The following is a 12,149-nucleotide window of genomic DNA, read 5'->3' on the forward strand; positions in this document are numbered from 1 at the left end:
CAAGATAGGATGGCGGACCTTGGACCTTGATGGGACCGGAATGATGCGAGCGACATGAGCGAAGACCTGGCAGTGTTTGCGGATGGTGAGGTGGCGGGTACCGGCACGCTCGGCAAGGCCATGGCCGTTCTTGAGGCCGTTGTGATGGCGGATGGGCCGCAGCGTTTCACCGACATCCTTGCCCGATCCGGCCAGCCGCGCGGAACCTTGCATCGGCTGCTCAGCCATCTCGTCGAGGAAGGGCTGCTCGTGCAGCGGCGCGATCTCTGCTACGAGCCGGGCCTGCGCCTGCTCACACTTGCCTATCGCTCCTGGTCCAGCAATCGCTTCCGCGACGTTGCTGAACCGCATCTTCGCAGCCTGCACGAGTTGACGGGTGAGACTGTGCATCTCGGCATCCTCAGGGAAACCGAGATCGTCTATGTCGACAAGGTCGAAAGCCGGCAGACGGTGCGCATGAGTTCGCAGATCGGCAAGGCCTCTCCCGTCTATTGCACCGGCATCGGCAAGGCGGCGCTGTCGCTGTTGCCGCAACCGGAACTGGAGCGGCTTGTTGCAAAAATGGCGTTCCACGCGTTCACCCCGCATACGCATCGCTCGGCCGAAACGTTGCTGGCGGAGATTGCGGACATTCGCCGCGACGGACACGCTTTCGATCGGGAAGAACATGAGATAGAGATCCGTTGCGTGGCTGCGCCGATCCGTGTTTCGGGTAGCGATCTGACGGCTGGAATCTCGGTTACGGGACCGGCCTATCGGGTGAGCATGGAGCAACTGGCCGCCTGGTCGGGGGCGGTACGGACGGCGGCGGCGGCGATCGGGGAGGAGGCCGCGATTCGCCTCGGTCCGGGCCGCGGTGGACCTTGAGTTCACTTTACGGTAAATTAGAAACTTCGACTGGACGTAGTGTTCCAAGCTCGATAACGTTAATATATCAGACTCGCTTCGCGGTTCCCGCGGACAGAGTTGATTATGACATTGATAGAAATTTTGACGTGATCTTCATGCGGCGTCAGCGGCCGTGCTCCTCCCCGGAGCTGGATGTGGAGAAGGGCGGAAGATGATCGATTTCAGCGCGAATATGGCGTCATTGATGCTTCCTGACGGACGGTCCGTGAGGGGGCCGATTTGTTGCGAGGACGATATCAGACGGGTGATCGGCCAGGTTGCGGAGGCCTACGGCTTCCGTGGTTTCCTTGTGCTCGCCGTTCCGGATACCGGCTGTAACAGCCTTGAGGACAACGCCATCATGACGACCTATCCGGTCGAGTTCCTGAAAGGCTACGACAGCGCTGGCCTGATCAATGGCAGCCCTGTGATCCAGCGTCTGCGCCGCAGCACCATACCGTTTACCTATGATGCCCATCAACTGGCGCGCCGCCGCGCCGATGGCAAGGGCGACGCGGCCATCTGCGTCTTTGAGCAGGCGGGCATGCCGCGCGGCATCTATCTGCCGGTGCACGACGCTGGCGGCCACCGGGCTGCGATTGCCTTTGGCGGCGACCGCCCTGTGGTGTCGAACGACGAGATGCAGGAACTCAATCTGTGGGCCGGTATTCTGTTCAGCAAGCTGGCCGAGGTGCGTGAGCGCGGGCGACGCGGCTCGGGAAGCCTGTCGCGCCGCGAGGTCGAATGCCTGCGCTGGGCCGCCGCCGGCAAGACCACGAGCGAGATGGCGCGCATCCTGGCGCTATCGGAGTATACGGTGAACCACTATCTCAACCGGGCGACGCGAAAGCTGGATTCGGTCAATCGCGTGCAAACGGTCGTCAAGGCCATGCGTGCCGGTTTGATCAACTGAGAATTGGCACATCCTGCACATCAAAGCTGGATGCTGCGGCATGGCGCAGGTCGCTTGTAGGGAAATACACAGGCTTTTGGGCGCGTAGGGCAGGGAATCTCGATCATCTGTTGGCATTGGCCTGCAGGTCGGTCTATTTGATAGTTGATGAATGCCATGGAACGCGCGAATGCAGGATACGATGACCACCGGGACGACTGACGCAGATCTGCCCCGGGGCGGTGATTTCGCGTCCGAGATCGCAAAACTGGAGACCCAGTTCGACATCATCCGCTATATGCGGCGGATCACGCAGATGTTCGGCTTCAAAACCTTTCTCATCTGTTCGATCCCTTCCATTGATGTCGAGCGCCTGGCGGCAACCACGGTCATTTCCAATATGCCGGCAGAGCTGCTCAACAAATATGACAGCCTGTCGATGCTGCGCTTCAGCACCGGCGTCAAGCGGCTGCGGGAAACGACGACGCCGTTCCAGGTGACGCTCGATGCCTGGGAAGGCGAGGGCGGCAAGCCCGATTCAGCCCGGGAATACATTGCGATGCTGCGCGAGAACGCCATCTTCCAGGCCAGCTACTTCCCGGTGCATGACGCCGAAGGCGGCCGTGGCGCCGTCATCCTGATGGGGCCGGAAGCCGAACTGCCGATGACGGTGATCATGGAACTGCAGATGATCGCGATCCATGTCTACAACCGGTTGGCCGAGATCGGTTCCGTGTGGAAGAACAGCAGTGCGTCGCTGTCCGAGCGCGAGATCCAGTGCCTGAGCTGGACGGCGGCGGGAAAGACCAGCGCCGAGATTGCCGGCATTCTCGGCCTCTCCGAGCACACGGTGAACCACTACCTCAACCACGTCACCAAGAAGCTCGACGCGGTGAACCGGACGCAGGCCGTCGTCAAGGCGATGAAGAAGGGCTACATCAGCTAGCCGTCGTTCGGCGCGACGGGCCCGAAGCCTTTCGCCCCGTCTTCCGCGTGGGTCACAGCTGAAAGATGCACCGATCCTGTGCGGATTTGAGACCATTGCCCATAAACTGGGCAGATGCTCTCGGGGTCTCGGGCAACCAACGCCGCATCTAATCCACTGAAAATATTCGCTTTTTTGTTCTTCCTCGAATCTGGCACGCATCCTGCATTGCTAGATGCATGTCCAGAGGGGACTAAAAACAAGACAGCGCCCAAGAAGGTCGCGACAAAAAGGGCCGCCACCCAACCCCGTGTGATCCCTGGATCACGCTTGTGATTCCGGATGTACGGACACCAGGGTGAGTGGCGGCCCTGCTTTTTCCGTTATGTCGCATTGGCGAAGCGCCCTGCCTCGATTATCTAAGGGATAACAAACGTTATCCAAGAGATAGCAGAGAATGAGAGGGCGCGATGCCGGAAGTCACCAGAGACGTGGTTCTTGATAAGCTGCGAACGGTCCGCGGACCGGACATGGAAGGCAACATCGTCGAGCTTGGGCTCGTGTCGGATGTCTTCATTTCGGATGGCAAGGCCTATTTCTCGATCACCGTTCCGGCCGATCGGGCCAAGGAACTGGAGCCGATGCGCGCAGCCGCAGAGCGCGTGGTGCGGGAAATCCCGGGAATCAGCGCGGCGATGGTCGCTCTGACGGCCGACCGCAAGGCAGCACCAGCGGCAGCCCCGGTACAGCGTCCGCAACCGGCCGGCGCCCATGCCGGTCATGCCCATGGCCAGCGTCCGGCCGGCGGCGCGCCCGCCAAGGCAGGCATTCCCGGCGTTGGCGCAATCATCGCCGTCGCCTCCGGCAAGGGCGGCGTCGGCAAATCCACCACATCGGTCAATCTGGCGCTGGCGCTGAAGGCCAACGGCCTGAAAGTCGGCCTGCTCGACGCCGACATCTATGGCCCGTCGATGCCGCGCCTCCTGAAGATCTCCGGCCGGCCGCAGCAGATCGAGGGCCGGATGATCCGCCCGATGGAAAACTACGGCCTCAAGGTCATGTCCATGGGCTTCCTCGTTGACGAGGAAGTGGCGATGATCTGGCGCGGCCCGATGATCCAGTCGGCGCTGTTGCAGATGCTGCGCGAAGTCGCCTGGGGTGATCTCGATGTGCTGGTTGTCGATATGCCGCCAGGCACCGGCGACGCGCAATTGACCATGGCACAGCAAGTTCCACTCGCCGGCGCGGTGATCGTCTCGACGCCGCAGGACCTGGCGCTCATCGATGCCCGAAAAGGGCTGGCGATGTTCCGCAAGGTTGAAGTGCCGGTGCTCGGCATCATCGAGAACATGAGCTATTTCGTCGCGCCGGACACCGGCAAGCGCTACGACATTTTCGGCCATGGCGGCGCGCGCAAGGAGGCCGAGCGCATCGGCGTACCCTTCCTCGGCGAAGTGCCGTTGACCATGGGCATCCGCGAAACATCCGATGCGGGCACGCCTCTGGTCGTTTCCGATGCAGACGGCGAGATCGCCCGCATCTATCGCGACATCGCGACCAAGGTCTGGGCTGAGGTTTTGGCTGCCCGCGACGACAAGAGCCGTGCAATGCCGAGCATCGTCTTCGAATAGGCCTTCATCCAGCTTCGTCGGACGCCATCGTTGCGGTGGCAGCCCGACTTGGCGGTCGCCTGCTGCAGCCCCCTGGAATAGCGGCACAATTTTGTCCGCGCCCCGATTTCGATTCGGCGAAACATGCAGTAGGGTGACGCCGGAACAGTAGACGGCGCCTGTGTCATGTATCGAGGGGGCATTGATTTTGCGTCTGTATTGCGCCATATGCCGTGCCGCACTTGCGAAGGTGCCCAACTTAGCGCCCTCTCGCTGGAGATCTTGTCCTCCCGCGACGACCGAGTTGAGGATTTTGTCCTGACTGGCGGAACGCTTCATCCGATGGAATTCGATTGTGGGAATACTGTGGCGCCGATGCGGTTGCTCACTTTCGCTCGGGTTCGCACCTCTGCCCAGGGCCGCAGCTGCGGGAAGGGCGCCTGAATGATCACGGGCTATTGCTCCAACGGTGAGACTGTCACCCTGTCGGTGGCGGATGAGCTCGTTGCCCTGCGGCCAGATATCGTTTGGGTCGACCTCGTCGAGCCGAGCAAGGCCGAGGATCTGATGATGGAGAAGCTTCTGGGCATCTCGATCCCGACACGCGACGACCTGAAGGACATCGAGCCGTCGAGCCGGCTCTATACCGAGGCCGATGCCGTGTTCATGACGGCGTCGCTGGTCTATCGTTCGGAAACCGATATTCCCGATCTCACCGACGTTGCCTTCATCCTGCATGGCGGGCGTCTTGTGACCATTCGCTACGCCGAACCGCGTGCCTTCGCCCTCTTCAAGGCGGCAATGCATCGGATTCCGGGCGGCTGTCCGAACGGTGTGGTGATGCTGACCCGGTTGCTCGAAACGATTGCCGACCGCACTGCCGAAATTCTCGAGCAGGCCGTGGGCAAGATCGACGATCTGTCGCTGCAGGTCTTTGGCGACAAGGCAGTCGTCAAACGTCGTCCGCCGCATTTTCTGGAAGCGCGCCTGCGCGATGTCGCCGGCCATCACCGGCTGGTCGCCAAGACCCGCGATAGCCTCGCGTCGCTCTCGCGCCTGTTGACCTTCGTCTACACCGTTCCCGAGGTCCAGGCGGACAAGGACAGCCGCGAACTTTGCCGCTCGATCTCGCGCGACATCCAGACATTGTCGGAACATGCGTCGTTCATCTCCGGCAACATCACCTTCCTGCTCGACGCCTCTCTCGGCCTCATCAATGTCGAGCAGAATGCCATCATCAAGATTTTCTCGATCGCTTCGGTGGTATTGTTGCCGCCGACGCTGGTCGCTTCCGTCTACGGCATGAACTTTCGCGTCATGCCGGAACTCGAATGGCCGCTCGGCTATCCCTGGGCGCTGGCTGCCATGGTGATATCCGCCGTGATACCGTTTTTCTTCTTTCGCTGGAAAGGCTGGCTGTAACAGCCTGTAGGACACGCATGACCCAATCGCATGCCCCTTCCACACAAGGGTCGAAAGACCTGCGCCGGCTGCTCGTCCTCGGCCTCGGCTCCATCGGCGTCGTCTATGGCGATATCGGCACCAGCCCGCTCTACGCGTTTCGCGAAGCGCTGCGCCCGGTGTCCCACGACGGCGTCACCGATGTCGAAATCATCGGCCTGATCTCGCTGATGATCTGGACGCTGACGATCATCGTCACGATCAAATATGTGCTGTTTCTGCTGCGCGCCGACAACCAGGGGGAGGGCGGCACGCTCTCGCTGCTGGCGCTGCTGATGAAAACGGGGAATGGCCACACGGCCATCCTGTTCTTCATGGGCATTGCCGGTGCCGCGCTGTTCATCGGCGATGCGATGATCACGCCGGCTCTGTCAGTGCTTTCGGCCGTCGAGGGCTTGAAACTCGTGACCCCGGCGCTGTCGGACTATGTCGTTCCCATTGCCGTGGTCATCCTGCTCTTGATGTTTGCCGTGCAGTCCAAGGGCACGGCCGCGGTCTCCAACTTCTTCGGCCCGATCACGCTCGTCTGGTTCCTGGTCATGGGTGGCATCGGCCTTGTCCACATTTCCGACGACCTGTCGATCTTCAAGGCTTTCAATCCTTATTATGCCGTCAGCTTCATGTTCAATGAGGGCTATGTCGGCATCATCGTGCTCGGCGCCGTGTTCCTGACGGTGACCGGCGCAGAGGCGCTCTATGCGGACCTTGGCCATTTCGGCCGCCGGCCCATCCAGTGGGCATGGTTCCTGGTCGTCTTTCCGGCGCTGACGCTCAACTATCTCGGCCAGGGCGCGTTCATCCTGAAGAACCCCGAGGCGATGTCGGACCCGTTCTTCCTGATGTTCCCGAAATGGGCGCTGCTGCCGGTGGTCATCCTGGCGACGTTCGCGACGATCATTGCCAGCCAGGCGGTGATAACGGGCGCATTCTCATTGACGCGGCAGGCGATCCACCTCGGCTTCCTGCCGCGCATGGCGATCTTCCACACGTCGGAGACACACACGGGGCAGATCTATCTGCCCAACGTCAACACGCTGCTGATGTTCGGCGTCATGGCGCTGGTCTTCGTCTTCGGCTCGTCGGAATCGCTCGCCACCGCCTATGGCATCTCGGTCACCGGCGCGATGGTGGTCACGACAGTTCTCTCCTTCGAGTTCCTGCGTGCGCGCTGGAACTGGTCGGCGCTCTGGGCCGGCGCCGTGCTGCTGCCGCTGTTCGCGCTGGAATTCGTCTTCCTCGGCGCCAACATGCTGAAGATCCATGACGGCGGCTACGTGCCGGTGCTGATCGCCGCGACCTTCATCGTGATCATGTGGACCTGGAAACGCGGCACGGAAATTCTCCATGCCAAGACCCGCCATATCGACATTCCGCTGGCAAGCTTCGTCAAGTCGATCGAGCGCAAGAGCGAACATGCGCCGGTTTCGGTGCCCGGCACAGCGGTGTTCCTGACGAGCGACCCGGAATCGACGCCCGCGGCCCTGCTGCACAACATCAAGCACAATCACGTGCTGCATCAGCAGAATTTCATCCTGACGATCCGCACCGCCAATACGCCGAAAGTGCCAAAGGCCGAACGCGTCAGCGTGCAGCCGCTTTCCGAACGCTTCACCCTGCTCGAAATGCGCTTCGGTTTCATGGAGACGCAAAACGTCTCGCAGGCGCTGGGGCTCTTCCGCAAGTCGGGGCTGAAGTTCGACATCATGTCGACGTCGTTCTATCTCGGACGGCGCAAGCTGGTACCGGACGCCCAGTCCGGCATGCCGCATTGGCAGGACCGCCTGTTCATCGCGCTCGCCAATGCCGCGATCGACCCTTCCGACTACTTCCGCCTGCCGACCAACCGCGTCGTCGAACTCGGCTCGCACGTCATCATCTGACGATACCGGCTGCAAAGACGGCCGGCGGGCCGCAAGGCCCGCTCTTCCGGCCTTTCAGTGAAGACGCATTAACCAAACATCAAGGTTAATGCTTCATTTTCAAGGCTCGAACGAAGCATCGTCGGCACAGCGTCCGGCGGCTTCATTGTCCTAGCGTCCTGCGCGGAACCTGTCCGCTGGCTCATCGCCGGCGAGGGCAGAGCCGTGCCTTCGATCAGCGTTGCGTGGAGTCGGTTGGTGCGTAAGAGTAGCAAACTGCGTCGCGAATCTCGTGTTAACTTCTCCGCCTGGCTGGCTCCGGCACTCATTGGCCTTGCGGTGTATATCGGTTTCCCCACGGTCGCGGCCTATTCCGACCTTGCGACCTTCCTGTCCGGTATCAATCGTGGCGGTGAGCGCTGGCGGATGTACATGACGCCGTCGCCAGCGGGATCGATCCACGAAGTCGAGATGGTCTTTGCCGATCCGATCACGACGGGCGCGCTCGATGGCGGCGCCGGTATCGATCTTCCCGATGGCAGCCGCGTCGCTCTGACCGCAGAAAGCAAGCACGCCGGCACGCCGGATGAAGACCGCGTCAACCGCAAGGGCAAGAAGGGCCGTATCGTCGCCGTCACCCCTGTCACCCCACCCAAGGATTTTACCGCCGGTTCGATCCTGCAGCGCACGAGTTCGCTGATGGAGCCCGGCTTCGAGGGCGCCGAAAAAATGGTCTTCGCCAATCCGAAGATCAAAGGCAAGGAGATCGAGATCGCCACGGCCTTCTACAAGAAGAAGCCGCCGAAGACGGATCCCGGCGTCTCGCCGATGCTGGCCAAGCTTGTCACCAACGACAAGCCCGACATTCTTGCGACTGCCTATGTCCGGCCCGAGCCGGACTATGCGCGTGAATCGCCCTTCGATTCGATCCTGCGCGAGGACAAGAATGCCGGACGTTTCATTCCCGATATCTCTCCCGAGGACCACGCCTGGGCCGCGACCCCGCTACCGGCGGGCGTCTTCAGCAAGGAAGAGCAGACATGCCTCGCCGAAGGCATCTACTTCGAAGCGCGCAGCGAACCGCTGAAAGGCCAGGCGGCCGTCGCACAGGTGATTCTCAACCGGGTGCGCAATCCGACCTATCCGAAGACGATCTGCGGCGTCGTCTATCAGAACAAGGCATGGCGCAATCGCTGCCAGTTCTCATTCGCCTGCGACATGATCCGCGATTTGATCTATTCCCGCTCGCACTGGAAGGAAGCAAAGGAAGTTGCCATGGCGGTCACCGCCGGCAAGATCTGGCTGCCCGAAGTCGGCTCAGCAACACATTATCACGCAACCTATGTAAACCCGGCCTGGGCAAAGACGATGAAGCGTGTCGGCAAGATCGGCCTGCACGTCTTCTACCGGACCTACGGCGGCGGCTGGAGCTGACCAGTTCAGCTGCCGACCCCTTGCGCACAAGCACCGATCGCGGGCCGGAGATTCTGGCTCGCGATCTGCCGATTCCCGGCCTTGTCTGTCAGTATGATGGCGTCGAATGCTATCAAGTGGATGAAATCATTGAAAAATATTGTCCACGCCGAAGCGCTTTGCACGCCTTGACTATGCGGAAGCCTAAAACTATGTTGCGCGCGACTTCAAATGGGGCTGAAACGTGGCTTGAACAGCAGCCTTTTGTGTGGCCGAAATCATGGTCGTGACCGTGTGGGACAACAAGGGGAGAGCCACGTGACGGAGAAACCCGAAGAAAGTCTGGAAGCAAGGCTGAAGCAGCTCGGCGAAAAGATTGAGTCCAAGCGACCCAGTGAGCCGGATGGTGCTGAAGCCCGAGCCGCTGAAAGCCGCAAAGGCTATGCGGCGGCAATGAAGCTCTCCAGCGAGTTCATCGCTGGCATCGTGGTTGGGGCGTTTCTGGGCTATCTTTTGGACCACTTTGCGGGTACAGGGCCGTGGGGCATGATCATTTTCCTGCTCCTTGGCTTTTGCGCCGGTGTGTTGAATGTACTGCGTTCGGCGGGGATGGTGGCGACACTCGACTCGGTCAAGCGCAGTTCTGGGAATGACAAGACGGACGGAGATGACGCCTGAGGCGTCGCCCGGAAAACACGGTATCCGCTCTAAAGGCGGGCAGAACGAAAGAGAAGCGCGGTGTCAAACGATCCGACCCACCAGTTCCTGGTCAACAAGATTGTCCCGATCGAAATTGGCGGAATTGACTTTTCCTTCACCAATGCGTCGCTGTTCATGGTTGCGACCGTGGGTGCCGCTGCCGGTTTCCTTTATCTGACCACATCGCAGCGCGGGCTGATCCCGACGCGCATGCAGTCGGTTTCGGAAATGTCCTATGAATTCATCGCTTCGATGCTGCGCGAAGGCGCTGGCAGCGGCGGCATGAAGTTCTTCCCGATGGTTTTCTCGCTGTTCATGTTCATCCTGACGGCGAACCTGCTCGGCATGTTCCCTTACTTCTTCACCATCACCAGCCAGATCATCGTCACCTTCGCCTTGGCGCTGTTCGTCATCGGCACGGTGCTGTTTTATGGTTTCTACAAGCATGGCTTCGGCTTCCTGAAGCTCTTCGTGCCTCACGGCGTGCCGGGCATCCTGTTGCCGCTGGTCGTGTCGATCGAAATCATCTCGTTCCTTTCCCGTCCCATCAGCCTTTCGGTCCGTCTCTTCGCCAACATGTTGGCCGGCCACATCACGCTGAAGGTTTTCGCTGGCTTCGTCACCTCCCTGAGCGCCCTTGGCGCGCTCGGCATCGGTGGTGCGATCCTGCCGCTCATCATGACCGTCGCTATCACCGGTCTTGAATTCCTCGTCTGCTTCCTCCAGGCCTATGTCTTCGCGGTACTGACCTGCATGTACCTCAACGACGCTGTCCATCCCGGAAGCCACTAAGGAATACAGTCGCTTGCTTCCGGCCGGTCCTCCGTCGGAAGCGCAATCCTAAGCCGCAACACCATTCGAAGGAGTTCAATCATGGAAGCGGAAGCAGCAAAGTACATCGGCGCAGGTCTGGCTTGCCTCGGTATGGCCGGCACGGCTCTCGGCCTCGGCAACATCTTCGGCAGCTACCTCTCTGGCGCGCTGCGCAACCCGTCGGCTGCTGACGGCCAGTTCGGCCGCCTCGTATTCGGCTTCGCCGTTACGGAAGCTCTGGGCATCTTCTCGCTGCTCGTAGCCCTGCTCCTCCTCTTCGCCGTCTAATAACGGCTGGAGTTTCGGCCGCGACCTGTCAAAGGGTCGCGGCCGCGCATATTCTTGAGTGCACCTGGAGGTGAGCATGTTTGTGACCGCGGCCTATGCCCAGCAGTCAACCACCACTGAAGGCGCCGAAGCACACGATGCCGCTGCGGCCGGTGAGGTGCACACCGAAACGGGTGTGGCCCACGAAGGCGAGGCTGGCTCCGGCGTGTTCCCGCCCTTTGATTCGACCCATTTCGCATCGCAGCTGCTCTGGCTCGCGATCACGTTTGGCCTCTTCTATCTCTTGATGTCGAAGGTCATCATTCCGCGCATCGGCGGAATTCTTGAAACCCGTCACGACCGCATCGCTCAGGATCTCGACGAAGCGTCGCGCCTGAAGGGCGAAGCTGACGCTGCCATCGCATCCTATGAGCAGGATTTGGCAACTGCCAAGGCCAAGGGTCATCAGATTGCAGACGGCGCGCGCGAAGCTGCCAAGTCCAAGGCTGTCGCCGACCGCAACGCTGTCGAAGCCGATCTTTCCAAGAAGATCGCCGCTGCGGAAGACCGCATCGCCGACATCAAGGCCAAGGCACTCGCAGACGTCGGCGCTATCGCCGAGGAAACTGCAACGGCCGTCGTCAAGCAGCTCATTGGTGGCACCGTCACCAAGGCTGAGATCGTCGCTGCCGTCAAGGCATCGGCCGTTAACTGAGGAGCACTGAACCATGCATCTTGATGCGACCTTCTATGCCCTCGTCGGCTTGATCCTGTTCTTCGTCCTGATTGCCTACCTCAAGGTTCCGGGCATGATCGGCAAGGCGCTCGACGGACGCGCCGACAAGATCGGCAACGAACTGGCGGAAGCCAAGCGCCTGCGCGAAGAAGCCCAGGCCCTCGTTGCCGAATACCAGCGCAAGCGCAAGGATGCCGAAGCGGAAGCTGCCGGTATCGTTGCCGCTGCCCAGCGCGAAGCAGAAATGCTGACCGCCGAAGCCAAGCAGAAGACGGAAGAATTCGTCACCCGCCGGACCGCGCTGTCGGAACAGAAGATCAAGCAGGCCGAAAGCGACGCGATCAACGCCGTTCGTTCGGCTGCCGTCGATCTGGCCATCAGCGCTGCCGAAAAGATTGTTGCTGCCAAGGCTGACGCCGGCGCCCAGAGCGAGCTGTTCAAGAAGGCACTTGGCGAAGTCAAGTCGCGCCTGAACTAAGCCTCGGCTGCAAGATACGATTTAAAGGCCCCGCCACGTGCGGGGCTTTTTGTTTTTGGGATAGCCTTGGGTGATGCGTGCGAGCGCCAGTTCGGGATGTCTTCCGTG

Annotated in this window: 12 protein-coding genes; all 12 read left to right on the forward strand. The window is 60.8% G+C overall.

Going from position 1 to position 12,149, the window contains the following annotated elements; all coding sequences use genetic code 11:
• Positions 1–54 precede the first annotated feature (54 nt).
• Positions 55–867 (forward strand): IclR family transcriptional regulator, encoded by an 813-nt coding sequence (locus IB264_RS03835; protein ID WP_025426090.1) that lies wholly within the window; start codon positions 55–57, stop codon positions 865–867.
• A 193-nt stretch (positions 868–1,060) separates the two neighbouring features.
• Entirely contained in the window at positions 1,061–1,801 is a 741-nt protein-coding gene (locus IB264_RS03840) for an autoinducer binding domain-containing protein (protein WP_025426091.1), read from the forward strand.
• 169 nt (positions 1,802–1,970) lie between these two features.
• On the forward strand, positions 1,971–2,726 hold the full coding sequence (locus tag IB264_RS03845) for a LuxR family transcriptional regulator (RefSeq protein ID WP_025426092.1): 756 nt from the start codon (positions 1,971–1,973) through the stop codon (positions 2,724–2,726).
• A 449-nt stretch (positions 2,727–3,175) separates the two neighbouring features.
• Positions 3,176–4,336 carry an iron-sulfur cluster carrier protein ApbC gene (apbC, locus tag IB264_RS03850; RefSeq protein WP_025426093.1) on the forward strand — a complete coding sequence of 387 codons (1,161 nt, stop codon included), beginning with the start codon at positions 3,176–3,178 and terminating at the stop codon, positions 4,334–4,336.
• 423 nt (positions 4,337–4,759) lie between these two features.
• On the forward strand, positions 4,760–5,737 hold the full coding sequence (locus IB264_RS03855; RefSeq protein WP_025426095.1) for a magnesium transporter CorA family protein: 978 nt from the start codon (positions 4,760–4,762) through the stop codon (positions 5,735–5,737).
• Positions 5,738–5,754: 17 nt separating this feature from the next.
• Positions 5,755–7,656 carry a potassium transporter Kup gene (locus IB264_RS03860; RefSeq protein WP_025426096.1) on the forward strand — a complete coding sequence of 634 codons (1,902 nt, stop codon included), beginning with the start codon at positions 5,755–5,757 and terminating at the stop codon, positions 7,654–7,656.
• Between the two features lie 237 nt (positions 7,657–7,893).
• The gene (locus IB264_RS03865; protein WP_025426097.1) at positions 7,894–9,069 is read left to right on the forward strand and encodes a cell wall hydrolase; all 1,176 of its coding nucleotides are present in this window, start codon (positions 7,894–7,896) and stop codon (positions 9,067–9,069) included.
• Positions 9,070–9,366: 297 nt separating this feature from the next.
• Positions 9,367–9,726 carry an AtpZ/AtpI family protein gene (locus IB264_RS03870; protein ID WP_025426098.1) on the forward strand — a complete coding sequence of 120 codons (360 nt, stop codon included), beginning with the start codon at positions 9,367–9,369 and terminating at the stop codon, positions 9,724–9,726.
• Between the two features lie 60 nt (positions 9,727–9,786).
• On the forward strand, positions 9,787–10,539 hold the full coding sequence (locus tag IB264_RS03875; protein ID WP_025426099.1) for a F0F1 ATP synthase subunit A: 753 nt from the start codon (positions 9,787–9,789) through the stop codon (positions 10,537–10,539).
• Positions 10,540–10,620: 81 nt separating this feature from the next.
• Positions 10,621–10,848 carry a F0F1 ATP synthase subunit C gene (locus IB264_RS03880; protein WP_025426100.1) on the forward strand — a complete coding sequence of 76 codons (228 nt, stop codon included), beginning with the start codon at positions 10,621–10,623 and terminating at the stop codon, positions 10,846–10,848.
• 76 nt (positions 10,849–10,924) lie between these two features.
• A complete protein-coding gene (locus IB264_RS03885) occupies positions 10,925–11,542 on the forward strand; it encodes a F0F1 ATP synthase subunit B (RefSeq protein ID WP_025426101.1) in 618 nt (205 codons plus the stop codon).
• A gap of 13 nt (positions 11,543–11,555) precedes the next feature.
• Positions 11,556–12,041: a F0F1 ATP synthase subunit B gene (locus IB264_RS03890; protein ID WP_025426102.1), complete on the forward strand. Its 486-nt coding sequence runs from the start codon at positions 11,556–11,558 to the stop codon at positions 12,039–12,041.
• Positions 12,042–12,149: the final 108 nt, after the last annotated feature.

Source organism: Ensifer sp. ENS11 (assembly GCF_014851895.1).
Taxonomy (GTDB): Bacteria; Pseudomonadota; Alphaproteobacteria; order Rhizobiales; family Rhizobiaceae; genus Ensifer; species Ensifer canadensis.